At 68.5% G+C, this 24,697-nt stretch carries 18 protein-coding genes; 14 read left to right on the top strand and 4 right to left on the bottom strand.

Translation table 11 applies throughout. From position 1 onward, the window contains the following. Positions 1-392 precede the first annotated feature (392 nt). From FB559_RS04385 to FB559_RS04415, 7 genes are all read left to right on the top strand, one after another. On the top strand, positions 393-2,390 hold the full coding sequence (locus tag FB559_RS04385) for an alpha-1,4-glucan--maltose-1-phosphate maltosyltransferase (RefSeq protein ID WP_141953537.1): 1,998 nt from the start codon (positions 393-395) through the stop codon (positions 2,388-2,390). Then, positions 2,387-4,120: a maltose alpha-D-glucosyltransferase gene (treS, locus tag FB559_RS04390; RefSeq protein WP_246121347.1), complete on the top strand. Its 1,734-nt coding sequence runs from the start codon at positions 2,387-2,389 to the stop codon at positions 4,118-4,120. Before FB559_RS04385 ends, treS begins: the two co-directional genes overlap by 4 nt. Positions 4,121-4,163: 43 nt before the next feature. Further along, positions 4,164-5,549: a maltokinase N-terminal cap-like domain-containing protein gene (locus FB559_RS04395; RefSeq protein WP_141953539.1), complete on the top strand. Its 1,386-nt coding sequence runs from the start codon at positions 4,164-4,166 to the stop codon at positions 5,547-5,549. Positions 5,550-5,652: 103 nt separating this feature from the next. Further along, positions 5,653-7,854 (top strand): 1,4-alpha-glucan branching protein GlgB, encoded by a 2,202-nt coding sequence (glgB, locus tag FB559_RS04400; RefSeq protein ID WP_141953541.1) that lies wholly within the window; start codon positions 5,653-5,655, stop codon positions 7,852-7,854. A gap of 98 nt (positions 7,855-7,952) precedes the next feature. Continuing rightward, positions 7,953-9,890 (top strand): Xaa-Pro dipeptidyl-peptidase, encoded by a 1,938-nt coding sequence (locus FB559_RS04405; RefSeq protein ID WP_246121348.1) that lies wholly within the window; start codon positions 7,953-7,955, stop codon positions 9,888-9,890. 114 nt (positions 9,891-10,004) lie between these two features. Next, a complete protein-coding gene (locus FB559_RS04410; protein WP_141953544.1) occupies positions 10,005-10,964 on the top strand; it encodes a ribonuclease Z in 960 nt (319 codons plus the stop codon). A 63-nt stretch (positions 10,965-11,027) separates the two neighbouring features. Further along, positions 11,028-12,278: a M48 family metallopeptidase gene (locus FB559_RS04415; RefSeq protein WP_141953546.1), complete on the top strand. Its 1,251-nt coding sequence runs from the start codon at positions 11,028-11,030 to the stop codon at positions 12,276-12,278. Positions 12,279-12,282: 4 nt separating this feature from the next. Here the strand turns inward: FB559_RS04415 and FB559_RS04420 are convergent, their stop codons facing one another. Further along, positions 12,283-13,140 (bottom strand): NUDIX domain-containing protein, encoded by an 858-nt coding sequence (locus tag FB559_RS04420; protein ID WP_141953548.1) that lies wholly within the window; start codon positions 13,138-13,140, stop codon positions 12,283-12,285. Between the two features lie 138 nt (positions 13,141-13,278). On the opposite strand from FB559_RS04420, the gene FB559_RS04425 reads away from it, so the two are divergent. Next, positions 13,279-15,270 carry a glycoside hydrolase family 18 chitinase gene (locus tag FB559_RS04425; protein ID WP_141953550.1) on the top strand — a complete coding sequence of 664 codons (1,992 nt, stop codon included), beginning with the start codon at positions 13,279-13,281 and terminating at the stop codon, positions 15,268-15,270. A 42-nt stretch (positions 15,271-15,312) separates the two neighbouring features. Here the strand turns inward: FB559_RS04425 and FB559_RS04430 are convergent, their stop codons facing one another. Together FB559_RS04430 and FB559_RS04435 are read right to left on the bottom strand one after the other, a co-directional pair. Then, positions 15,313-15,936, bottom strand: a complete 624-nt coding sequence (locus FB559_RS04430) for a prepilin peptidase (RefSeq protein WP_141953552.1) — start codon at positions 15,934-15,936, stop codon at positions 15,313-15,315. A 61-nt stretch (positions 15,937-15,997) separates the two neighbouring features. Next, entirely contained in the window at positions 15,998-16,354 is a 357-nt protein-coding gene (locus tag FB559_RS04435; protein WP_141953554.1) for a hypothetical protein, read from the bottom strand. 163 nt (positions 16,355-16,517) lie between these two features. Here FB559_RS04435 and sppA point away from each other — a divergent pair, with 163 nt between their 5' ends. Together sppA and FB559_RS04445 are read left to right on the top strand one after the other, a co-directional pair. Then, positions 16,518-18,239 carry a signal peptide peptidase SppA gene (gene sppA / locus FB559_RS04440; protein ID WP_141953556.1) on the top strand — a complete coding sequence of 574 codons (1,722 nt, stop codon included), beginning with the start codon at positions 16,518-16,520 and terminating at the stop codon, positions 18,237-18,239. A 29-nt stretch (positions 18,240-18,268) separates the two neighbouring features. Beyond that, positions 18,269-18,754 carry a flavin reductase family protein gene (locus tag FB559_RS04445; protein ID WP_141953559.1) on the top strand — a complete coding sequence of 162 codons (486 nt, stop codon included), beginning with the start codon at positions 18,269-18,271 and terminating at the stop codon, positions 18,752-18,754. Here FB559_RS04445 and FB559_RS04450 read toward each other — a convergent pair. Further along, positions 18,735-18,938, bottom strand: coding sequence for a hypothetical protein (locus tag FB559_RS04450; RefSeq protein WP_141953561.1), 204 nt, complete (start codon positions 18,936-18,938; stop codon positions 18,735-18,737). The two genes, FB559_RS04445 and FB559_RS04450, sit on opposite strands and share 20 nt — an antisense overlap. A gap of 1,164 nt (positions 18,939-20,102) precedes the next feature. On the opposite strand from FB559_RS04450, the gene FB559_RS04455 reads away from it, so the two are divergent. The 4 genes from FB559_RS04455 to FB559_RS04470 all read left to right on the top strand — a co-directional run bounded on the left by FB559_RS04455 (position 20,103) and on the right by FB559_RS04470 (position 24,669). Then, on the top strand, positions 20,103-21,014 hold the full coding sequence (locus FB559_RS04455) for a helix-turn-helix domain-containing protein (protein WP_141953563.1): 912 nt from the start codon (positions 20,103-20,105) through the stop codon (positions 21,012-21,014). A 789-nt stretch (positions 21,015-21,803) separates the two neighbouring features. Continuing rightward, a complete protein-coding gene (gene lanKC / locus FB559_RS04460; protein WP_141953565.1) occupies positions 21,804-24,356 on the top strand; it encodes a class III lanthionine synthetase LanKC in 2,553 nt (850 codons plus the stop codon). Positions 24,357-24,363: 7 nt separating this feature from the next. Then, a complete protein-coding gene (locus FB559_RS04465; RefSeq protein WP_141953567.1) occupies positions 24,364-24,492 on the top strand; it encodes a SapB/AmfS family lanthipeptide in 129 nt (42 codons plus the stop codon). A 48-nt stretch (positions 24,493-24,540) separates the two neighbouring features. Continuing rightward, positions 24,541-24,669 carry a SapB/AmfS family lanthipeptide gene (locus FB559_RS04470; protein WP_141953570.1) on the top strand — a complete coding sequence of 43 codons (129 nt, stop codon included), beginning with the start codon at positions 24,541-24,543 and terminating at the stop codon, positions 24,667-24,669. Positions 24,670-24,697: the final 28 nt, after the last annotated feature.

A 24,697-nucleotide genomic window follows, 5' to 3' on the forward strand; every position in this document is an offset into this window, starting at 1 on the left:
GAAGTTCGTCCAGGAGTGCAAGCATGAGACGAGTGCCACCGGGCAGATCCTCGGTGACCACCAGCGAGCGACACCGGCCGTCACGTCCACGAGGTGCGGGGTGCTCGCGCCCCCGCCGTACCATCGTTGCAGGCGAGAACACGAATCCGGCCCCCTGGTGGACCGCCGGCCTCCGTCGGGATCGCCCGGTACCACCGACGTGCAGAGATACCCCCCGATCATGAAAAGCGACAATTCTCCCGTTTCGCACGCGGGAGATTGGCAACGGAGACCATATGCGCGAGCCTTCGCCGAGCCCCCGGCTCCCCCGCGGCGACACGGGCGGTCAAGATAGATCATTTATTTCGGAAGACGAGGTTGATCCCGCCCCCTCGTCGGTACGCTCGCCAGCGATGATCGGACGTATTCCCATTCTCGACGTGCAGCCGGTGGTCGACTGCGGTCGGTGGCCCGCGAAGGCCGTCCCCGACGAGACCTTCGAGGTCGGCGCCACCGTGTTCCGCGAGGGGCACGAGATGCTGGGTGCCGGTGTCGTGCTGCGCGATCCGGAGGGCGGCAGCGGACCGCTCGCGCGCCTGCGCGAGGTCACCCCGGGCACCGACCGGTACGCCGCGGAGGTCACCCCCTCCTCGACCGGCCTGTGGCACTTCAGGGTGGAGGCGTGGGGCGACCCGATCGCGCACTGGTGGCACGACGCGGCCATCAAGATCCCCCGCGGGCAGGACACCGAGCTGATGCTCGAGGAGGGCGCGCGGCTGTTCGAGCGCGTGGTCAAGGACGTGCCCAAGGGCGAACGCTCGGTGATCAAGGGCGTGATCCGCGCGCTCCGCGAGATCGCGATCCCGGCGATCATGCGCTTCGAGGCGGCGGACGCGCCCGAGGTCCACGAGCTGCTCGAGCGGTATCCCCTGCGCGAGCACGTGACGGTGACCGACTGGCATCCGCTGCTCGTCCAGCGCGAACGGGCGCTGTACGGCTCCTGGTACGAGCTGTTCCCACGCTCGGAGGGGGCGACGCATGATCCGATGGGGCGGCGCGCACCGCAGTCGGGAACGTTCCGAAGTGCGATGAAACGGCTGCCCGCCGTCGCCGAGATGGGCTTCGACGTCGTCTACCTGCCGCCGATCCACCCGATCGGCACCCAGTTCCGCAAGGGCCCGAACAACACGCTGCACGCCGAGGCGCACGATCCCGGCTCGCCGTGGGCGATCGGCTCGGAGGACGGCGGGCACGACGCGATCCACAAGGCGCTCGGCGGCTTCGCCGACTTCGACGCCTTCGTCGACTACGCCAAGAACCTCGGCATGGAGGTCGCGCTCGACCTGGCGTTGCAGTGCTCACCGGACCACCCGTGGGTCAAGGAGCACCCCGAGTGGTTCACCACGCGGGCCGACGGGTCGATCGCGTACGCCGAGAACCCTCCCAAGAAGTACCAGGACATCTACCCGCTCAACTTCGACAACGACCCCGAGGGCATCTACCGCGAGGTCGAGCGCGTCGTACGGCTGTGGATGGACCACGGCGTACGGATCTTCCGGGTGGACAACCCGCACACCAAGCCGGTGGCGTTCTGGGAGCGGCTGCTGGGCAGCATCGCCGAGACCGACCCCGACGTGCTGTTCCTCGCCGAGGCGTTCACCAAGCCGGCGATGATGCACACGCTCGGCAAGATCGGCTTCCACCAGTCCTACACCTACTTCACCTGGCGTAACAGCAAGGACGAGCTGGAGGACTACCTCCGCGAGCTGTCCGGTCCGGCCTCGCCGTACATGCGGCCGAACTTCTTCGTCAACACCCCCGACATCCTGCATGAGTACCTGCAACACGGCGGTCCGCCCGCGTTCACGGTGCGTGCCGTCCTCGCCTCGATGCTCGCCCCGGCCTGGGGCGTCTACTCCGGCTTCGAGCTGTTCGAGAACACTCCGGTGCGCCCGGGCAGCGAGGAGTACCGCGACTCGGAGAAGTACCAGTATCGGCCGCGCGACTGGGAGGCGGCCGAGCGTGAGGGCCGGAGTCTCGTGCCGCTCATCTCAACTCTCAACTCTTTGCGAAGAGCGCATCCCGCGCTGCGCAGGTTGCGTAATCTACGGTTCCATAACGTCGACCAGCCAGAGCTGATCTGCTTCTCCAAACGCGTGCCTCCGGCCGGCGGGAACACCGCGGACCCCGGAGACGTGGTGCTGGTCGTCGTCAACCTGAACCCACATCAGGCCCGTGAGGCGACCGTCTATCTGGACATGCCGGCACTCGGTCTCGATTGGGCGGATCAGCTCGTCGTCACCGATGAGCTGTCCGGTGAGTCGTACACCTGGGGCCAGGCGAACTACGTGCGCCTCGACCCGCACACCCAGTCAGCACACATCTTCACGGTTTCGAGAGGCGAGAGTTGACCCAGATCGATCCCCTGCTCGGAGGCGGCGCCATAGAGCCGGTTCCGGACACGTTCACGCGTGACCTGCCGAACGCGCCTCACTGGTACAAGAACGCCGTTTTCTACGAGGTGCTGATCCGCGGCTTCTACGATTCCACCGGCGATGGCACCGGGGACATCAAGGGCCTCACCGAAAAACTGGACTATCTCGTCTGGCTCGGTATCGACTGCATCTGGCTGCTGCCGATCTACGAGTCGCCGCTGCGCGACGGCGGGTACGACATCAGCGACTTCATGAAGGTCCTGCCCGAGTTCGGTGACCTCGGTGACTTCGTGGAGCTGGTGGACGAGGCGCACAAGCGCGGCCTCCGCGTCATCGCCGACCTGGTGATGAACCACACCAGCGACCAGCACTCGTGGTTCAAGGCGTCCCAGGAGGACCCGGACGGGCCGTTCGGCGACTTCTACGTATGGTCCGACAGCAACGAGGGCTACCCCGATGCGCGGATCATCTTCGTCGACACCGAGACCTCCAACTGGACCTGGGACCCGGTACGCGGCCAGTACTACTGGCACCGGTTCTTCAGCCACCAGCCGGACCTCAACTTCGACAACCCGGCCGTACAAGAAGCGATGCTCGAGGTCCTGAGGTTCTGGCTGGACCTCGGCATCGACGGTTTCCGTCTCGACGCGGTGCCCTACCTCTTCGAGCGCGAGGGCACCAACTGCGAGAACCTCAAGGAGACCCACGACTACCTCAAGTCGGTCCGCAAAGAGATCGACCGGCTCTACCCCGACCGGGTGATGCTGGCCGAGGCCAACCAGTGGCCCGCCGACGTCGTGGAGTACTTCGGCGACCCGGCGACCGGTGGTGACGAATGCCACATGGCGTTCCACTTCCCGGTCATGCCGCGCATCTTCATGGCGGTACGCCGGGAGCAGCGCTACCCGATCTCGGAGATCATGGCCCAGACGCCGAAGATCCCGGAGAACGCGCAGTGGGGCATCTTCCTCCGCAACCACGACGAGCTGACGCTCGAGATGGTGACGGACGAAGAACGCGACTACATGTATTCGGAGTACGCCAAGGACCCGAGGATGAAGGCCAACATCGGCATCCGCCGGCGGCTGGCCCCGCTCCTCGACAACGACCGCAACCAGCTGGAGCTGTTCACCGCCCTGCTGATGTCGCTCCCCGGCTCGCCGGTGCTGTACTACGGCGACGAGATCGGCATGGGCGACAACATCTGGCTCGGTGACCGCGACGGGGTCCGTACGCCGATGCAGTGGACCCCGGACCGCAACGCGGGCTTCTCCAACTGCGACCCGGGCCGGCTCTACCTGCCGACGATCATGGACCCGATCTACGGGTACCAGGCGATCAACGTCGAGTCGCAGCAGCACAACCCGGGTTCGCTGCTGCACTGGACCCGGAAGATGATCGAGATCCGTAAGCGCCACCCGGTGTTCGGGATGGGCGACTACACGGAGCTGTCCGCCTCCAACCCGAGCGTCCTCGCCTTCGTTAGGGAGTTCGGCGCGGATCGCGTACTTTGTGTGAACAACTTGTCACGTTTTCCGCAACCTGTGGAGCTCGATCTGCGGCGCTTCGAGGGCGTCAACCCGGTCGAGTGCATGGGTGGTGTTCAATTCCCTCCAATTGGGGAATTGCCTTATCTCCTGACACTTCCAGGACACGGTTTCTACTGGTTCCTCCTGCCCACGAACCACGGAGGTGGTGGCGAGTAGCCATGTGGACCAGGCAGGTGGAACAGGCGAGGTGACGTAGCCAGTGCGGCTGTCCGAACGACTCGACGATCTGATCGCGGATTGGCTTCCGCGCCAGCGGTGGTTCGCTGGCAAGGACCGTGACATCGACGACGTCTCGGTCGTGATCGAGACGGAGCTGGTCGAGGGTGATCCGGCGCTGCATCACGTCGTCATCGCCGTACGCCAGGGCGAGCAGGTCGACCGTTACCAGGTACCGGTCGGCCTCCGCCGCGAGCTACCCGGGCGGCTGGAGTACGCCGAGATCGGGCAGATCGACGACGTGCACGTCTACGACGCGGTACACGACCCCGAGCTCACCCGGGTGTTCCTGGAGAAGATGGCCGACTGCGCCGACGCCGGGCCGCTGGCGTTCCGGTCGATCGGCACTCTGGACACCGACCTCGACAGCCTCGCCAGCCCCGCCGAGCAGAGCAACACCTCGCTCATCTACGGCGATCTGTACATCTGCAAGCTGTTCCGGCGCCTCACCCCGGGCATCAACCCCGATCTCGAGCTGAGCCGCGGGCTCGTCGGCGCCGGCAGCAAGCACGTACCGGCCCTCTACGGCTGGATCTCGTGCCAGCTCGACGGCACCGTGTGCACCCTCGCCATGATGACGGAGTTCCTGCGGTCCGGCACCGACGGGTGGCAGCTCGCCGGCACGAGCGTGCGCGACCTGTACGCCGAGGCCGACCTGCACGCCGACGAGGTCGGCGGCGACTTCGCGAGCGAGTCCGAACGCCTGGGCGCCGCGACCGCGGAGGTCCACCGCGACCTGGCCGCGGCCTTCGGCACCGGCGTGATGTCCTCGTCGGACGTGACGGCACTGGCCCGGCAGATGAAGACCCGGCTGACCGAGGCATGCTCCACGGTCCCCCAGCTGGTGCCGTACGCGGGACGGCTGAACGACGCGTTCGAGGCGTTCGCCGAGCTCGACGAGCCGCTGATGGTGCAGCGTGTCCACGGTGACTACCACCTCGGTCAGGTGATGCGGACCGAGACGGGCTGGATGCTGCTGGACTTCGAGGGCGAGCCGGCCAAGTCGCTGGAGGAGCGCCGGCAGCCGGCGCACCCGCTGCGCGACGTCGCCGGCATGCTGCGTTCCTACGACTACGCGGCCCGGCACCTGCTGGTCAACGGCAAGGCGGTGTCCGGCAACCCGGACCAGCTGGAGTTCCGCGCGCACGAGTGGGCCGAGCGCAACCGCTCGGCGTTCTGCCGCGGGTACGCCGAGGCCGGCGGCGTCGACCCTGCCGCGCACGAGGAGATCATCCGCGCCTTCGAGTTCGACAAGGCCGTCTACGAGGTCATGTACGAGGCGCGCAACCGCCCGTCGTGGCTGCACATCCCCCTCGGCTCGATCGCCGCCCTCAGCGCGTCACCGGCCCCGGGGTCGGCCGCACGCTGAGACGTGTCCCAGCGCACACTTTCCGCCCGGTGACCAGGGGACGGTTACGCTCCCCTCACCGGGTACGCAAATACGAAAGCACCCCCGATATCCGAGGAGCGTCATGGCGCGGGTCACCCACGACGAGATCGACCGGTTGATCAGCGGAGACCATCACGACCCCCACGGGATCCTGGGCGCGCACCCCGACCGTGACGGTGTCACGATCCGCGCGCTGCGCCCGCTCGCCGGCGAGGTCGAGGTCGTCCTCGCCGGCGGAGAACGCCGGCCGATGCGCCACATCCACGAGGGCGTCTTCGCCATCACCTTGACACCCGGCAGCCCGCTGTCCGGCGACGAGCCGGTGGCGGTGCCCGACTACCGCCTCGCGGTGACGTACGCCGACGGGCCCGAGGTCGTGCAGGACGACCCGTACCGGCACGCGCCCACGCTCGGCGAGCTCGACCTGCACCTGATCGGCGAGGGCCGGCACGAGGAGCTGTGGAAGGCCCTCGGCGCCCACACCCGCACGTACACGTCGGCGTTCGAACCCGTCCAGGGCACCGCGTTCGCGGTCTGGGCGCCGAGCGCGCGCGGCGTACGCGTCATCGGCGACTTCAACCACTGGGACGGCCGCGCCCACCCCATGCGCTCGCTGGGCTCGTCCGGAGTGTGGGAGCTGTTCGTGCCCGGCGTCGGCGACGGCACGAACTACAAGTTCGAGATCCTCGGCGCCGACCAGGTGTGGCGGCGCAAGGCCGACCCGATGGCGCAGTACGCCGAACGGCCGCCCGCGACCGCCTCGAAGGTGTTCACCTCCGGCTACGAGTGGGAGGACGGCGAGTGGCTGACGCGGCGCAAGTCCTATGACGCGCTGCGCTCGCCGATGAGCGTGTACGAGGTGCACCTGGGCTCGTGGCGGTCCCACCTGGGCTACCGGGAGCTCGCCGAGGAGCTGGTGGACTACGTCGCCGACATGGGCTTCACGCACGTGGAGCTGCTGCCGGTCTCCGAGCATCCCTTCGGCGGGTCGTGGGGCTACCAGGTCACCTCCTACTACGCGCCCACCTCGCGGTTCGGCAACCCCGATGAGTTCCGGCACCTCGTGGACCGGCTCCACCAGGCCGGCATCGGCGTGATCATCGACTGGGTGCCCGGCCACTTCCCCAAGGACGAGTGGGCCCTCGCGCGGTTCGACGGCACGGCGCTGTACGAGCACGGCGACCCGCGCCGGGGCGAGCAGAAGGACTGGGGCACGTTCATCTTCGACTTCGGCCGCTCGGAGGTGCGCAACTTCCTGGTCGCCAACGCCTCGTACTGGCTGGAGGAGTTCCACGTCGACGGCCTGCGCGTGGACGCGGTCGCCTCGATGATCTATCTCGACTACTCGCGCGCCGAGGGCGAGTGGACGCCGAACATCTACGGCGGGCGCGAGAACCTCGAGGCGATCGACTTCCTCAAGGAGATGAACGCCACCTGCTACAAGCGCTCCCCCGGCATCGTGACGATCGCCGAGGAGTCCACCGCGTGGCCCGGGGTGTCCCGGCCGACGCACCTGGGCGGGCTGGGCTTCGGCTTCAAGTGGAACATGGGCTGGATGCACGACACGCTCAACTACCTCAAGCACGAGCCGATCTTCCGCGGCTACCACCACCACGAGATCACCTTCTCGATGGTGTACGCGTACTCGGAGAACTACGTGCTGCCGCTGTCCCATGACGAGGTCGTGCACGGCAAGGGCTCGCTGCTGGGCAAGATGCCCGGGGACGAATGGCAGCGGTTCGCCGGGCTGCGGGCGCTGCTGGCGTACATGTGGGCGCATCCGGGCAAGCAGCTGCTGTTCATGGGCCAGGAGTTCGGCCAGGGCGCGGAGTGGGCCGAGCAGCGCTCGCTCGACTGGTGGCTGCTGGACGAGGCCGAGGACAACTACCACGCCGGCCTCCAGCGGCTGGTCCGCGACCTCAACCGGTCCTATGTCGCCTCGGGGGCGCTGTGGACGATGGACGCCGAGCCCGAGGGGTTCAGCTGGATCGACGCGGACGACGTCGCGGGCAACGTGATCTCCTTCCTGCGCTACGCCTCCGACGGCACGCCGCTGGCCTGCGTGGTCAACTTCGCCGGCGTCCCGCATGACGACTACCGGCTGGGCCTGCCCCGTACGGGCCGCTGGCGCGAGGTCGTGAACACCGACGCGTACGACTACGGCGGCAGCGGCGTCGGCAACTTCGGCGCGGTCGAGGCGACCGGCGAGCCGTGCCACGGCCAGCCTGCGTCCGCGCTCCTCCGGGTGCCGCCGCTCGGCGCGGTCTGGCTCGCGCCTGAATGATCTGCTCCTGGGCGGACCTGGGCCGGATGTGGCAAGAGATCTTGTGCTGAGGCGACAGGTCGCGGAGGATTTGCGCGCGCAACCCCAGGAGGTATCGCGTGCCGATCTCATCACGGCGGGGCATCCTCGCCTCCGCGATCGTCGTCGCGGCCGCACTCGCGGTCGCGGGGGCACCTGCCGCCAACGCGGCGAAGAAACCTGCGATCAAGGTGTCCGGCGGGGTGACCCAGCCGGTCTTCTCCTACCAGGACGCGATCCGCGAGTACGTCCGGGTCCAGTCTTCCGTCGACGCCGACCGTGACGGGAAGAAGGACCTGATCCGGGTGGACATCATCCGCCCGAAGGAGAGCGACGCGGGGCTCAAGGTCCCCGTGATCATGGACGAGAGCCCGTACTACGACAACCTCGGTCGTGGGAACGAGTCGGAGCGCAAGACGTACGACGCCGCCGGGAACCCGGTCAAGTTCCCGCTCTTCTACGACAACTACTTCGTCCCGCGCGGCTACGCGGTGCTCGACGTCGACATGGACGGCACCACGAAGTCCGATGGCTGCCCCACCTCCGGCGGCCTGTCCGACGTGCTCGGCGGCAAGGCCGTCGTCGACTGGCTGAACGGCCGCGCGACGGCGTACGACGCCGCCGGCAAGAAGGTCAAGGCGTCCTGGACCAACGGCCGTACGGGAATGATCGGCAAGTCCTACGACGGCACCTTGGCCAACGGCGTGGCCGCGACCGGCGTCGAGGGCCTCGACACGATCGTGCCGATCTCGGCGATCAGCTCCTGGTACGACTACAGCCGCATGAACGGCGCGGTCTGGTGGACGGGCGAGGAGGACGGCCTCGCCGACACGGTCGACACCGACCCGCCCGCCAAGTGCGCCGCGGTGAACGCCGACCTCGCCACGGGCCAGGACGACGCCACCGGGAACTACAACTCCTTCTGGGACTCGCGGAACTACCGTTCGGCGCCGGTGCCGTCGGTCTCTCGCGTGCACGCCTCGGTGTTCGCGGTCCACGGCACGAACGACCTGAACGTCAAGCCGAACCAGTTCTCCACCTGGTGGGCGGGCCTGGCGGCACGCGGCGTACCGCGCAAGGTGTGGCTGTCGCAGTACGGCCACGTGGACCCGTTCGACTTCCGCCGCGACGCGTGGGTGGACACGCTGCACCAGTGGTTCGACCACTGGCTGTGGCACGTCCCGAACGACGTCATGAAGCAGCCGCGCGCCGACGTCGAGGTCGCCCCGGACCAGTGGGTCGGCCAGTCCGACTGGCCCGCGCCGGCCGCACGCCCCCTGAACCTGTCCCCGCAGGCCGACGGCACGCTGGGCCTGGCTCCTTCTCAGGGCAGCGCGATGTTCACCGACACCTCCGAGGACGAGGCCTCATTGGTGAGCGACCCGACGACCGCCCAGCCGTACCGGCTGGCATACACGACGGCGCCACTGAAGCAGGACGTACGGCTGTCCGGAACGCCGACGGTGTCGCTGAGGATCAAGTCGGACCACCCGGCGGCGAACCTCGGCGCGCTGCTGGTCGACTACGGCACGGACACGCGGGTGAACTACCTGGGCGCCGGCTCCGGCGTCCGTACGCTGACGACGGAGGACTGCAACGGCGAGAGCACCGCGACGGATGACGCCTGCTACCGGCAGGTGGTGACGGACACGGTGACCTCGGACGTGAACGTGGTGACGCGCGGCTTCCTGGACGCCCAGAACCGTACGTCGCTGAGCCACTCCTCCCCGCTGGCACCGGGGAAGTCGTACGCGGTTCGCTGGCAGACTCTGCCGCAGGACTACCGGTTCAAGGCGGGACACCGGCTGGCCCTGGTCCTCTTCGGCACGGACGGCGACGTCCAGTACGACGAGCCCGGCACCGGAGCCGGGGTCACGGTGGACCTGGCGGGCAGCAAGGTCACGCTGCCGGTGGTGGTGAGCGGCGCGGCGCCGTCGGCCAAGACGTTCTCCACCGAACAGGCCTGGCGCGGCCCGACCAACGTGGTCCTGCCCCGCCAGCCCCGCCTGTTCTACTGATCACCTGACCGACGACGGGCCCCGGGATTCGTCCCGGGGCCCGTTCCCGTTCCGGTCGCGACGCGCTGCCGCCGGCGTGGTCCGCACGCTCGGGTGGTCGGGCATCATGGGCGCATGTCGTCGCGGGAGCTCGTGGTTCTCGGCACGTCCAGTGCGGTGCCGACCAAGCAGCGGAACCACAATGGCTATCTGCTGCGCTGGGACGGGCACGGCATCCTGTTCGATCCCGGGGAGGGTACGCAGCGGCAGATGGTGCGCGCCGGCGTCAGTGCGCATGACATCGACTGGATCTGCCTCAGCCACTTCCATGGCGATCACTGCCTCGGTGTGCCGGGCGTCATCCAGCGCATCGCGCGGGACGGGGTCGAGCATCCCGTTCGGGCGGTCTTTCCAGGGAGCGGGGAGGCCTACTGGCGGCGGTTGCGGCACGCGGCGATCTTCAATGACACGCAGGTCGTCACCGAGCATCCGGTCGACGGGGACGTGATGCCGGTCCCGACCGGAGGCGCGCCGTTCGGGCTGACCGTGCGGCGGCTCTCCCATCGGGTCGAGTCGTACGGCTACCGGCTCGAGGAGCCCGACGGGGTCACGATGCTGCCCGACCGGCTCGCCCGGCACGGGGTCGAAGGGCCGCTCGTCGGGCGGCTCCAGCGCGAGGGAACGCTGACCGCCCCGGACGGCCGTACGGTCACGCTGGACGAGTGCAGTGTGCCGCGGCCCGGCCAGAAGGCCGCGTTCGTCATGGACACCCGGCTCTGCGACGCGATCGCGCCGCTGGTCGACGGCGTCGACCTGCTCATCGCCGAGGCGACCTACCTCGACGCGGACGCGCGGCTGGCCGAGGAGTACGGCCACCTCACCGCGGCGCAGGCCGGCCGGCTGGCGGCGGAGGGCGGCGTACGGCGCCTGGTCCTGTCCCACTTCTCCGAGCGGTACGGCGAGGAGGACGAACCACGGTTCGCCGCGGAGGCGGCCACCGTCTTCGGCGGCGACATCGTGCTCGCCCGCGACCTCGACCGCGTCCCGGTACCCCCACGCCTCCGGCAGACGGACGAAACCCCAACGAGTCGGTAACGGCCCCGGCCCGACGGCCGAATCCATGATCATTTAGGGACGGTTTTCCCTAGCATTCCGTCCATGATCGCCGAACCGCCACATACCTGCCCGAGCTGTGCGAGTGCCATCGAGGCGGCCGGCGACTTCCCGGCCTGGTGCACCCAGTGCGAATGGGGCCTCGGCGACGGGACCCCGGCCACCGGACCCGTACGCGGCCGGCTCGGCAGGCGTTCCGCTCACATGGTCGAGGCACTGTACGAGGAGGTGTCCGGCAAGGAGATCCACCGGCCCGGCTGGGACCTGGCCCGCGTCCTTTCCTACCTCCTCGCGCTGGCCGTGCACGCTTTCACGCTGAGCCTTCTCCTGGTCGCGGTCCTGCTGATGTGGAAGGCCAGGAACCTCTTCACGATGATCATCGTGCTGATCCTCGTGCTCACCGTCTTCGCCATCGCGCCCAGGCCGGGGCGGCTCCCCAAAGAACACGTGCGGTTCCGTGGGGACGCTCCGGCGCTGTTCGGGCTCCTGGACCGGATCGGCGCCGAGATGGACGCACGGCCGGTGGACGCCGTCGTGGTCTCCCCGGAGTTCAACGCCGCGTACGGCGCGGTCGGGCTCCGGCGACGACGCGTCCTGGAGATCGGCCTCCCGCTGTGGGACGTGCTGTCCGAACAGCAGCGCGTCGCGCTGATCGGCCATGAGCTCGCGCACGGCGTCAACGGCGACTCACGGCACGGGCTCGTCGTCGGTACGTCACTGTCCAGTTTGAGCCGGCTCCACTCCGCGGTCCTGCCCGGCGGCGGCGACGCCCGGGTCAACTACCTCATCGATCTGATCGCCAGAGCGATCCAGGGCGCGGCAGGGTGGCTGATCGGGCTGGCCTTCCGCCTCCAAATGATCATCACCCTGCGGGCCGGGCAGAGAGCCGAGTACCTCGCCGACCGTCTCGCGGCCCGGGTCGCCTCGCCCGCCGCCGCCATGGGCATGCTGGACACGCTGCACACCGCCGCGGACTCGCACACCGCGGTCGTACGCCGCCAGGCGCTGCCCCGCAGCACCGCGTTCTGGGACGACCACCGGCACGGCTTCGCCGCGCTTCCGGAGCGGGAGCGCGAACGCCGCCGCCGCGTGGCCGCTCGCCGGCGGTTGCGCGTCGACCGGAGCCACCCGCCCACACACCTGCGGATCGCGGCGCTGAAGGGGCGTCCGGACACCGAGCCACGGATCCGGCTGGAGGGCGCCGAGCGCGACAGGATCCAGGCGGAGCTCGCCCAGGACTACGACCGGGTCGCCAAGGATCTTCGCGAGGCCGCGCGGGCGGCGCTCTACCGCTGAGGCCTCACGACGCCGGGCAGGGGCGGTCCACGGCGTCGAGCAGCCAGCGGGGGCCGGTCACCATCGCTCCCGCGCTCTCGCAGCGGGCGCGCAGTTCGCGGTCGGCCGTCACCACGACGCGGCGCTCGTCGGCGGCCTGCGGCTCGGCGAGCGAGGCGATCGTGTCGTCGCCGCTGCCCGGGGCGTCCACCACCTCGGCACCGGGCACACCGGACATGCCCCGCGCCGCGCCCTCCGCGACCATCACGATCCGCGGATAACAGATCTCGGCGACCGCTCCCGGCACACCGGTGAAGCCGTCGACGGCCGCGACCTCGTCCCGCAACCGCTCGGCCGCGCCGCGCCGGTCGCGCCACCAGCCGTCCGCGCGTGAGCCCATGACGTTCGCCGTGTCCACGACGATGACCACGCGGTACAGCGACCGTCGCAGGCGCCGCCAGGACTCGGCGAACGGCGGGAACAGCTTCTGGTCCGCGACCTCGGAGGCGGGCACCCAGGCGACCCCGGCGGTCTCGAACGACTGCGGTCGTACGTCGAGGCGCGACGCCGCCGAGCCGATCACCGTCTCGTACGACCAGCCGCCGTGGTCCTCACGCGACAGCCAGTGCGGGCGGACCAGCGACGGGTCCAGCGTGCTCTCCTCCGACGCCTCGCGCAGCGCGGCCTCGACCGGGCCCTCGTGGCTGTGCCGCGCGCCCCCGAGCAGGCCCCACGTGCCACCGCCGATCGACAGCCGGGACCGCTTCTGCAGCAGGATGTACGGCTCGTCGCCCGGGTGGTAGAGGAGGAGGCCGGCGGCACCGTACCGCCCCCAGTGCCGGTGTCCCGCGTCGCAGCTCGCCCAGCCGTCGCCGTCGCCCATGGAGGCGAGCCTAGCCGCCGCGCCTCGGGCATTGACGGCAGGCGCGGCGGAGGCTACCGTCCGATCTGACAGGAAACTTTCCTTTCTGTTAAGTGCGGCGCCGCGCTCCTCCCTCCCGCCAGACCGAGGAGCACCACCTTGAAACGAGCCATCCTCCGACTCGCCGTCGCGTTCGCCGCGACGGCCTCCCTCACGCTGCCCCAGCTCGCCGCCCACGCGGCCGGTACGCCGACCGCGACGTTCTCCAAGGACTCCGGCTGGGGCACCGGTTACCAGGGCAAATACACGATCACCAACGGCGGTTCGACCACGCTGAACGGCTGGAAGGTCGAGGTCGACGTGCCCTCCGGCGGGTCGATCAGCTCCGCCTGGGACACCGCGATGACGCACAGCGGCACCCACTACACGTTCGCGAACCAGTCCTACAACGGCACGCTCGCGCCGGGCGCCTCGACGAGCTTCGGGTTCTCCGGCGCTCCCGAGTCGGCCACCCCCACGAACTGCACCCTCAACGGGCAACCGTGCGCCGGCGGCGGAGGCGGAGGCGGAGGCACCGACACATCCGCGCCGACCGTGCCCGCGAGCCCGCAGGTGACCGGCACCACCTCATCCTCGATCTCGCTCGCGTGGACCGCCTCGACCGACAACGTCGGCGTCACCGGGTACCGCGTCTACGAAGGCGGTACGGCCGTCGCGGACGTGACCGGGACCAGCGCCACCGTCAGCGGGCTGGCCGCGAGCAGCAGCCACACCTACACCGTCGCCGCCCGCGACGCCGCCGGAAACGAGTCGGCCAAGAGCGCGGCCGTCACCGGCAAGACCCAGGCGAGCGGTGGCGGAGGCGGCACCGGGACGTACCAGAAGATCGGCTACTACCCCCAGTGGGGAATCTACGGCCGCAACTTCTGGATGAAGGACCTGGACACGAACGGCGCGGCGAGCAAGCTGACCGTGCTCAACTACTCCTTCGAGAACATCGACCCGAACAACCTGACCTGCTTCGAGGCGACCAAGGCCACGAGCAGCAACCCGTCGGACCCGGACCAGGGCACCGGCGCCGGTGACCAGTACGCCGACTACGGCGTCTCGGTGACCGCCGACCACAGCGTCGACGGTGTCGCCGACACCTGGGACCAGAAACTCAAGGGCAACTTCAACCAGATCAAGAAGCTCAAGGCCAAGCACCCGAACCTCAAGGTGCTCGTCTCGCTCGGCGGCTGGACGTACTCGAAGTTCTTCTCCGACGTGGCCAAGACGGACGCGTCGCGCAAGAAGTTCGTCGGCTCCTGCATCGACATGTTCATCAAGGGCAACCTGCCAGTGTCTTCGGACGGTACGGGCGGCGCGGGCACCGGCGCGGGCGTGTTCGACGGCTTCGACATCGACTGGGAGTGGCCCGGCAGCCCCGACGGTCACCCGGGCAACCACTACTCCACCGCGGACAAGGCCAACTTCACCGCGCTGCTGGCGGAGTTCCGTACCGAGCTCGACGCGCTGGGCTCCGGCCGCCTGCTGACCGCGTTCACCCCCGCCGACCAGGCCAAGATCAGCGCCGGCTGGGACTTCTCGAAGATCTTCAACTCGCTCGACTACGCCAACGTGCAGGGGTATGACTTCCACGGCTCCGGCAGCGACAACTCGTGGGAGCCGAACCGCACGGGCGACCAGGCCAACCTGTACACGGACCCGAACGACCCGTACCCGACCCACTTCAGCGTCGACTCCACCGTCAAGCTCTACACCGGCGCCGGGGTGACCCCGAAGAAGGTCCTGGTCGGCATCCCGTTCTACGGCCGCGGCTGGCAGCAGGTCGCCGACGGCGGCAAGAGCGGCGAGTGGCAGCAGGCGAACGGCGCCGCGCCCGGCGACTTTCCCGAAGAGGCCGGCACCCGCGGATACAAGAACCTCGCCACGAACGTGCCGGGCTGCACGGTCCACCACAACGAACAGTCCGTCGCGACGTACTGCTACACGGGCGCCAACGGCCAGTGGTGGACCTTCGATGACCCGTGGTCCATCGGCAAGAAGACCGACTACATCAAGGCGAACGGCCTGGGCGGCGCGATGATCTGGGAGATGTCCGGTGACACCGGCACCCTGATGTCCGCTCTGGACGGCGGGCTGAGGTAGTCCGTCGTCGCCGAGGGTGGCCCCCGACCCGGGGGGCCACCCTCAGCTCACGAGGATTCCGGCCAGCGCGCCGGCCAGCATGAACGGCCCGAACGGGATCTCCGACTTTCGCGAGCCTCGTCGGGTGATGAGCAGCCCGGCGGCGTACAGGCCGCCGAGAACGAAGCCGGCGAGCATGCCGAGCCACCAGGCCGCCGCCCCCAGCCAGCCGAGATAGAGGCCGAGCACACCTGCCAGCTTGACGTCACCCCAGCCGATCGCTCCGGGCGCGAACAGGTGCTGCACGGCGTACAGGGCCCACAGCACCGCCAGCCCGATCAGGGCGTGCCCGAGCCGTTCCGGACGTCCGCCGGTGAGCACCGTGACTCCGAGCAGCGCGGGGCCGACGAGGTAGGAGGGCAGCGTGTACGGGTCCGGCAGCCGTTTGACCGCGACGTCGACGAAGGCCAGCAGGGTCCCCACGCCGGCCAGGTAGAGGTACGCGGCCAGCTCGGCGTGGCCGGCGAACCGCCAGGCCATCGCGGCGAAGGCGGCCGCCATGGTGAGCGCGATGCCGGGCCGCGCCCAGCGGACCGGCCGGTCGAAGTAGTGCCCGGCCAGCGGCGCGCAGAGCAGGCCGGCGACCGCGCCGCCGAGGGCGCACAGCGGCACCAGCCAGATGTCCAAGGACGTGCCTCTCCGTAGCCGCCGGTGGCCTCGACGGGAGGATAGCCGGGAACGGCTGTCGTCAGATGAAAACGAAAGCGATGATCATCAACAGCGCCGGGGCGACCGGGAGCAGGCCCTGGACGATCGCGGGCCGGTCGCGGAAGGTGGGGCGGCGGCGCAGGAGGGCCAGCACGATCATGGCCCCGGCCGCCCACAGCACCATCACGGGCAGCACGAACAGCAGGATGAGCCGTGCCGTGCCGGCCGGCGAGAGCACGCAGCCGCCGCCGATGCCCTCGCACTCCCCTGCGGGCACGCTGTGGTCGCCGAAGATGCCGATCAGCTCCAGCATGAGGGGAGGCAGCGCCGCGAAGGCGAGCATCGCCACGTACGGAAGCGCGGAACGCCGGATGCCTGCCTGCTCGCTGCCGGGCATGTCCTCACCCGTCGTCAGTCTGGGGCCGGCCCTCTGCCGGATGTGTCATATATGCCCTCCAAAGCGACGAAATCGCCCTGCACCCTGAAGCGATTGCCGCCGTCTCGCCTCCGGTTGGCCGACTGGGGTCCCCGCCCGGGGCGGTGCGCCATAGAGTTGGCACATGGTGGATGCCGGATCAGTCGTTGACCTGCTCAAAGACGCTCGTGATCGGCGCAACGCGGCGCTGATCCTCGAAATCGACCTCACCGACGGGATCATGGAGGGGCAGCCTGCCGACCCGGTCTCGGCGCTGCTCGGCATGCGCCGTCCCCATCTGCGGGACGTGCTCGGTGGGCTGCGCCGGGGGCGTACGGACCCGCGGGTCCGTGCCCTCATCGTCAAGATCGGCGGTCAGCGCCTCGGGCTGGCGATGGCGCAGGAGCTGCGCGACGCGGTACGCGCGTTCCGCGACTCCGGCAAGCTCACGGTCGCGTGGGCGGAGTCATTCGGCGAGGTCAGCCGCGGCACGGTGCCGTACTACCTGGCGACCGTCTTCGAGCGGATCTACATGCAGCCCTCCGGCGACCTGGCGCTGACCGGCGTCGCCCTGGAGGAGCCGTTCTTCAACGAGGCGCTCGGCAAGATCGGGGTCACGCCGCGCTTCGCCAAGCGTCACGAGTACAAGACGGCCGCCAACACGTTCATGGAACGCGCCTACACGCCCGAGCACGAGGAGATGTCGGGTCGTCTCGTCGCCTCCGCCGGCGAGCAGGTGGTGGCCGGCGTCGCCGCCGGGCGCGGGCTGCCGGAGGAGCGCGTACGTGAGCTGATCGACCAGGCGCCGCTGCTGGGCGCCGAGGCGCTCGAGGCCGGTCTCGTGGACAAGCTGGCCTACCGCGATGAGGTGTACGCGGAGGTACGCAAGGCCATCGCCACCGAGCCGGGCGAGCCCGACGAGACCGCGCGGCTGCGATACGTCTCCCGCTACAACCGCACCAGCGGGCTGGCGAAGCGTCTACCGCGCCCGCAGCAGGACGCCGTGGCGCTCATCCAGGGACAGGGGCCGATCAAGGTCGGCCGCAGCGGGCGCAGCGCGATGCCGGGCCAGGGTTCCTCGATCGGGTCGGACACCATCGCGGCGGCGTTCCGCGCCGCGGTCAAGGACGACAGGGTCAAGGCGATCGTGTTCCGCGTGGACAGCCCTGGCGGCTCGTACGTCGCGTCGGACACGATCTGGCGCGAGGTCGTGCTCGCCCGCCGGGCCGGCAAGCCGGTGATCGTGTCGATGGGCAACGTCGCCGCCTCGGGCGGATACTTCGTCGCCGCACCCGCGACCATGATCGTCGCCCAGCCGGGCACACTGACCGGCTCGATCGGGGTCGTGGTCGGCAAGCCGGTCATCGGCGACCTGCTGGACCGCCTCGGCATCGGCCTGGGCAGCGTCGAGAACGGCGCGCACGCCCGGATGTTCGCACCGACCCGCGACTTCACCGAGGAGGAGTGGACCCGGGTCAACACCTTCCTCGACCGCGTGTACGACGACTTCGTGGGCAAGGTCGCCGAGGGCCGCGACCTGTCACCCGAACAGGTCGACGCGATGGCACGCGGCCGGGTCTGGACCGGCGCGGACGCCCACGAGCGCGGGCTGGTCGACGAGCTCGGCGGTCTGGGCTTCGCCCTGGACGTGGCACGGAAGAAGGCCGGCCTGGCCACGGACGCACCCGTACGCACGTACCCGCACGTCTCGCCGCTGGACCGCCTGCGCCCGGCCGATTCGAGCGAGGACCGTACGGCCGCGAGCGCCCGCCTGGACGCCTGGGGCCCGATGTCCACCACCGCCGCGCGCATGGGCCTTCCCCTGGGCGGACCGCTGATGCTCACCGGCAACTGGAGCATCGACTGAGACCCGATCCTGCGGAGGCCTGGTCAGTCGTGGACGACGTTCCCCTCCGGGACCTCACCGACGCGCTCGCGACCTTCGCCACCGGCGTCGTGGTGGTGACCGTACGCGAGGGGCGGGATGACATCGGCACCACGCTGACGGCGTTCTCGTCCGTCTCGCTGGACCCGCCGATGGTCATGGTGGCGGTGGCGAGGGAGTCCTATGTCACCGAGGTGCTGCACCGCTGCGACCGGTGGGCGGTGACCGTACTCTCCGCCGATCAGCGGGCCATCGCCGGCCGGTTCGCCTCGGCCGGGCGACCGAGCGCCCGGCTTCTGATCGCGAGTGTCCCCCATCACCGGGGACCGCTGTCCGACGCCCTCATCGTGGACGACGGAGGGGCCGCGCTGGAGTGCGAAACGCGGCAGCGAGTGCCGGCCGGCGACCACGTGCTGTTCGTCGCCGAGGTCCTGTCAGTCGACTACATCGCCGCCGACCGGCCTCCGTTGATCCGCTTCAACCACCGATACCGGTGACGATGACGACGACCGCGATGAGGGCGCAGACCCCGAGAACGGCGTTCATCGTCTCTTTCATGCGCAGGCCGCGCATGCTGGCGAGCCGGTCCTTGTAGTTGGACCACATGTAGTGGGCCTGGCGCGCACGCTCGGAACGAATTCCGATGAACACCGCGACGCCGACTGCGATCAGTACGAGCATGGAAGGGTCCTTTCCGTTGAGGGGAGTACGCCGGGCCACGACAGCAGGGCACCGGCGCAATCGCGAGACAGGGCCCGAGTGAGCGTCACCCCGCCGGCCGCGTGGAGCACACGGCCGGCCGGGGCGAAATGCGCGCCGAGATCCGTCTCCGCGATACGAGCCGGCTCCCCCGAGACACCCCGCGCGGGCGTCTCACCGGTGTCTCGCATCCACGTGACCAGGCGGAAGGCCGTGTTCGATCGGGCCATCGAACTCCCGGCTCCGCTCTGGTCGAGACTCGTCTCGACATTCCTGTAAACGCGCACCGCTCATCTCCTTTACGAAGAGCAGCTCCCGTTCTACTCTTCCTGAAAGGATATTAACTGCGCCTGGATGCATTACTCAATAGGTTATCTAGTCACGAAGGTAACATTTCTGTATTAGCAATAAAGCCAAATGCCAAGTGCTAATTCGCTAAGGCGTAAATGGCTAGATATCATTTCCTGACATTCCCGAATGCGTCCCCGCACGATGCCTGCCGTCGAGCTGCGTACCGCCGCCACGCCTACCCGCGCGCTGCGTCCCGCCGCCATGCCTGCCACCATGACGCCTGCCCGCGTGCTGCCTGCCGTCACGATGCGCACTCCCAGCGTGCACACCCGCGCCGTGCCCACCACCATCGTGCGTACCCGCGTACAGCAAGGTGGCCATAAGCAGGCAGGCGCCGGCCACGTATAGCTGCCATCTGACTTCTGACCTGGGCGAACGCCTGACGCATCTCGACATCAACGGCCCGGCACACGCGTGTCCGCCGCGGAAATGATCACACGGGCGGACGGAACTGCCATCCAGAAGAGCCGAATCCCCATATTTTGAGCGGCTAAAATTCGCGCGGTTCTCAGCTCGGCAAATTTACCCGGTTCTGCACCGAGCACGACTCCGACGCACCCCGTTATCCCTGGTCAACACGCATGTCGAGCAGAATTAATTCGTTCACCGACCATCTCAACAAGATCAAATATGTGTGACGTAAGGGGCTGGCCGGGTGGACGCTTGCCACCTCGCTCTAAAAGGGTATGGCAACCTGCCACCTTGCTGATTTAATCTAAGCCTGTTGGAAGGCAGCGAAAAGCGAGATGACGGACGAGCCCCCCGAATCTCGATCTTCACCTGCAAGGGGGAAACATGGCTTCGGATCCCGGCCCTGTAGTCCAGCGCGCACGCCTCACCGCCGAACTCCAGAGAATCCGGCGCGACGCCGGCAAGACTCAGGAGGAGGTCGCCCGCGCGCTCGACTGGTCACCGTCAAAACTGATCCGCATCGAGGGCGGCAACGTCGGCATCTCGACGACCGACCTTCAGGCACTGCTCAGATATTGCGGCATCTCCGACGAGACCCGCATCCTCGAACTCTCCGCGCTCGCACGCGGCGCCAGAGGGCGCGGCTGGTGGGATCCCTACAAGGAGGACCTGGGCGCCCCTTTTTCCAGCTATCTCGGGTACGAGCTCGGAGCCTCTTTCGTCAGGTCGTTCAGCCCGCTCCTGGTCCCCGGTCTTCTGCAGACCGAAGAATACGCACGTGCGCTGACCATCGAGTACGTGCCGGGCCCTGTCGCCGAGGCGGTAATCGAGGCCCGCATGCTGCGCCAGGACAAGATCTTCAACCGAGAAGACCTGCCACAACAGCACTATGTGCTCGATGAGGCCGTCATCCGACGCCGGGTCGGCGGGCAACGCGATCCGGGGATAATGCCACGCCAACTAATCCATCTGCTCGAACTCGCCCAGCGGCCCGACATCACCATTGAGCTGATCCCCTTTGAAAGGGGGTCACATTTCGGGATGAGGGGAGAATTCACCATCCTGGGATTCGAGAGCGGTCCCGCAGGCGTGCTGTTCTTGGAGAACGCGCAGGGGCCAGACTTGACGGTCGCCGACAGTGACCAGATCGCGTCTTATCTCGAGGCGTTCGACCATCTGCGCCAGTTGGCCTTGACTGAGCCCGAATCCACCACCTTCATCGAGGCGGCCACCGACCGGATGAAAGACAGGACGGCTGCCGAGCTGGCGAACAGCGATGAGCCCTCAGTGGTCTGAGCAGATCTGCGTCTCGTTATCGGGAAATATCCTCTTCGGGAGCCGGAGCATTTATCGGCCAAGGACGAGGAGCTGTCACAAGGGCGGCCTCTACACATCCGCCAGAGCCGCTACGCGTACCTTTGCGCCACAACTCCGCCAGCATGAGCGAGCTTGGGTCGGCAGCCATGCCTTCTCCTCAAAACCTCAGATGGACCCCCATAGGGGCCCAGTGTCGGCAAATTTTAGCTACGCATAGTGAATACCCATGCGCAGTGTGTCACGAACGCGTTGAGCGTACCGAATTTAACCAGAGGCGCACGCCAGGCAAGCGGGAACGCCGAAAGTCGATCACTGTTGCTCCAGGCCCTCATGCGAGGACCCCGCGATGGCGCCCCCTCCCACGTCCGCGCCGGCCGCGTTGGAGCTCGGCGACCGCACCTCATCCGCGCGGACCTGGCCCCATCGACTCAGGCCGCGGCCGACCGTGCGAAGCGGCGCAGAATAATGTCGCAAAAATCTCAAAATGGACACCACTGGCCACAGTGCACCAAATTTGAGGCGACGACGACCAATGATCACAGTTCAACTCGCCCTTAGACGTCCCCGGACCGTCCAATACAGCATCAACGCCACATGACCCACATCCTTGCGTTTAGCCACTCACTTCACCCTATGGGATATCTTCACGATGCATTCGTGACACTTGTCCCTAGGCCCCACCCTGTCCGACCTGCGAGTCTCTGTGTCGAAGCGAACAGTCGGTTCCGACCTTCGCCCGGCAAAGGGCTATAGCAGAGGACGTATCCGGTGGAAAAGCAGTACGAAGTGTATTGCCTGAAAGACAGGCTCTTCTATGACGTCCTTGATGGACAGGAGAGCCCGGCTTTCACCATCGTCGACGAAGCGCTTCCCGATGGATGGCAGCGAATTCAGCGCAGCGAATGGATCGTCTACGTTCCCCCCGTACACGAGATTCCTTCGCAAGGATGGAAGATCCACGTCTCGGCGAGGCACGAGAACGCCTCAGACGTCCTCATCCGTGTACGCGACTACTGCCTGCCCAAAGGCATCTCCTTCAAGCACCTCCGCAGCGCGGACATGCTTCTCATGCGCAACGCGAAATACTCTCCGCGGGGTGCCAGCGGGAAGCTCGTCACCATCTACCCGCGTGACGACGAGGAGTTCGCCCGGATCCTCGACGAACTCGGCGGCATCCTCGCCGGCGAGCCCGGTCCGTACATCCTCAGCGACCTGCGCATCGGCGAGGGGCCCCTCTACGTCCGCTACGGCGGGTTCACCGAAAAGCACTGCGAGGACGAGAGCGGCCGGCTGGTCGCCGCGATCGAGGACGGCACCGGGCGGCTCGTGCCCGACCGCCGCGAGCCGGTCTTCGTGGTGCCGGACTGGGTCACGCTGCCCGACTGCCTCACGGCCCACCTCGACAAGAGAAACGCCGTGACGATGGCCGGCGTCCCGTACCGGATCACCGAGGCATTGCATTTCAGCAACGGCGGCGGCGTGTACGCGGCCGAGAACACCCGTACCGGGCGGAAGGTGGTGCTCAAGGAGGGACGGCCGCACGCGGGTCTGGCCGCCGACGGCGCCGACGCCGTCACCCGGATCCGCCGCGAGTACGACATCCTGCGGCTCCTGGGTGGCATCGACGGGGTGCCGCGGGCACTCGACCACTTCGTGGTCGGCGACCACCACTTCCTCGTCGAGGAGTTCGTCGAGGGACGGCCGCTGAACACCTTCTTCGCCGAGCGGCATCCCCTGCTGGATCCCGAGCCGGACCCCCAGGACCTCGCCGACTACACGGCCTGGGCGATGAAGATCTACGCCGGCACCGAACGGATCATCAAGAAGGTCCACGCGCGCGGCGTCGCCTTCAACGACCTGCACATGTTCAATATCATGGTCGCTCCGGACGACACGGTGGCCCTGATCGACTTCGAGGCCGCGGCGCCCGCCGCCGACAACCGCCGGCAGACCCTCGCGAACCCGGGCTTCCTGGCGCCTCCCGACCGGCGCGGCATCGCGATCGACCGCTACAGCCTCGCGTGTCTCAAGATCGCGCTGTTCACGCCGACGACCAATCTCTTCATGCTCGACCTGGCCAAGGCGGCCCACCTGGCCGAGGTGATCGCCGATTGGTTCCCGGTCCCCCCGGGCTACCTCGAAGAGGCGGTCGACGAGATCACCCGGGGCGAGCCGGGCCGGAGGGCGATCCCCCGGTTCGCCCCGGAGCCACCCGGCTGGGTGAACGCGCGCGCCGCCCTGAGCACGGCCATCCTCGCCAGCGCGACACCGCAGCGCGACGACCGGCTGTTCCCCGGCGACATCCAGCAGTTCGGCAGCGGCGGGCTCGGTCTGGCCTTCGGCGCGGCCGGCGTGCTGTACGCGCTCGACGTCACCGGCTTCGGCGTCAAGTACGAGCACGAGAACTGGCTGATCGAACACGCCACCGACCCGCCCCAGGGCACCGGCCTCGGACTGTACGACGGGCTGCACGGCGCCGCGTACGGCCTGGCCCATCTCGGGCATCCGGACGCCGCGGCGAAGGTCGTCGACATCTGCCTCGGCGAACGCTGGGAGCGGCTCGGCATCGACCTGCACGGCGGGCTCCCCGGCGTCGCCCTCAACCTCGACCATCTCGCCGGCGTCCTGTCCGAACCCGCACTGCGCGGGGCGGCCGCACGCGCCGCGCAGATCGTCGCGGACCATGTCATGGCCGCCGACGGCGCGCCCGCCCGGCCCGGGCTCATGCGCGGCATGGCCGGTCCGGCGCTGATGTTCCTGCGGCTCTTCGAGCGCACCGGGGACACGAACCTCCTCGATCTCGCGGCCCGCGCCATCGGGCTCGACCTCGACGGATGCGTGACCGACAAGAACGGCGCCATGCACGTCGACGACGGATCGCGCATTCTGCCCTACCTCGCCCGCGGCAGTGTCGGGATCGGCATGGTCATCGACGACTACCTCCTCCACCGCGAGGACGAACGCTTCCGCGCGGCCCAGGCCGCCATCCGTACGGCCGCTCTCACGCGCTACTACGCCCAGTCCGGGCTGTTCAGCGGGCGCGCCGGGATGCTGCTCCACCTCGCCCGCCAACGCGATCCGCGGACCGCCATGCACGTACGCGACATGGCCTGGCACGCGCTCTCCTACGGCGGCGGGCTGGCCTTCCCCGGCGAGAACCTGCTGAGGATGTCGATGGACCTCGGCACCGGCACGGCCGGCGTACTGCTCGCGCTCGGCGCGGCACTGCACGACGGCCCGGTACACCTGCCGTTCCTGGCGGCACCAGAGCTTCCCGCGAGATCCCTCGCGGGGACCGCAACTCACTCGGCAAGGAGGTGACACGACGATGGCGCTTCTGGACATGCAGGGGATGAGCACGGCCCCGAACGGCGGTGGGGGCGGTGGCGGCGGCGAGAACAACAGCACGCTGAGCCTGCTCTGCCACAGCTCGCACAGCATCACGATCTGCCTCTGACGGCGGATCCGGACATGAACGCTCGACCGAGAGGGAGGTGACACGACAATGGCGCTTCTGGACATGCAGGGGATGAGCACGGCCCCCGGCGGCCACGGTGGGGGCGGCGGCGGCGAGAACAACAGCACGCTGAGCCTGCTCTGCCACAGCTCGCACAGCATCACGATCTGCCTCTGATGACTGACCCGTGGCCCTGAGTGCCATG

Source organism: Actinoallomurus bryophytorum (genome assembly GCF_006716425.1).
In the GTDB taxonomy this organism is placed as follows: Bacteria; Actinomycetota; Actinomycetes; order Streptosporangiales; family Streptosporangiaceae; genus Actinoallomurus; species Actinoallomurus bryophytorum.

What these genes read in the sequence shown, in the direction of transcription:
- FB559_RS04385 (WP_141953537.1), top strand. Translation starts at nt 393, where the DNA reads ATGATCGGACGTATTCCCATTCTCGACGTGCAGCCGGTGGTCGACTGC.
- glgB (WP_141953541.1), top strand. Translation starts at nt 5,653, where the DNA reads ATGGCGCGGGTCACCCACGACGAGATCGACCGGTTGATCAGCGGAGAC.
- FB559_RS04410 (WP_141953544.1), top strand. Translation starts at nt 10,005, where the DNA reads ATGTCGTCGCGGGAGCTCGTGGTTCTCGGCACGTCCAGTGCGGTGCCG.
- FB559_RS04415 (WP_141953546.1), top strand. Translation starts at nt 11,028, where the DNA reads ATGATCGCCGAACCGCCACATACCTGCCCGAGCTGTGCGAGTGCCATC.
- FB559_RS04420 (WP_141953548.1), bottom strand. Translation starts at nt 13,140, where the DNA reads ATGGGCGACGGCGACGGCTGGGCGAGCTGCGACGCGGGACACCGGCAC.
- FB559_RS04435 (WP_141953554.1), bottom strand. Translation starts at nt 16,354, where the DNA reads ATGCCCGGCAGCGAGCAGGCAGGCATCCGGCGTTCCGCGCTTCCGTAC.
- sppA (WP_141953556.1), top strand. Translation starts at nt 16,518, where the DNA reads ATGGTGGATGCCGGATCAGTCGTTGACCTGCTCAAAGACGCTCGTGAT.
- FB559_RS04450 (WP_141953561.1), bottom strand. Translation starts at nt 18,938, where the DNA reads ATGCTCGTACTGATCGCAGTCGGCGTCGCGGTGTTCATCGGAATTCGT.
- FB559_RS04455 (WP_141953563.1), top strand. Translation starts at nt 20,103, where the DNA reads ATGGCTTCGGATCCCGGCCCTGTAGTCCAGCGCGCACGCCTCACCGCC.
- FB559_RS04465 (WP_141953567.1), top strand. Translation starts at nt 24,364, where the DNA reads ATGGCGCTTCTGGACATGCAGGGGATGAGCACGGCCCCGAACGGCGGT.
- FB559_RS04470 (WP_141953570.1), top strand. Translation starts at nt 24,541, where the DNA reads ATGGCGCTTCTGGACATGCAGGGGATGAGCACGGCCCCCGGCGGCCAC.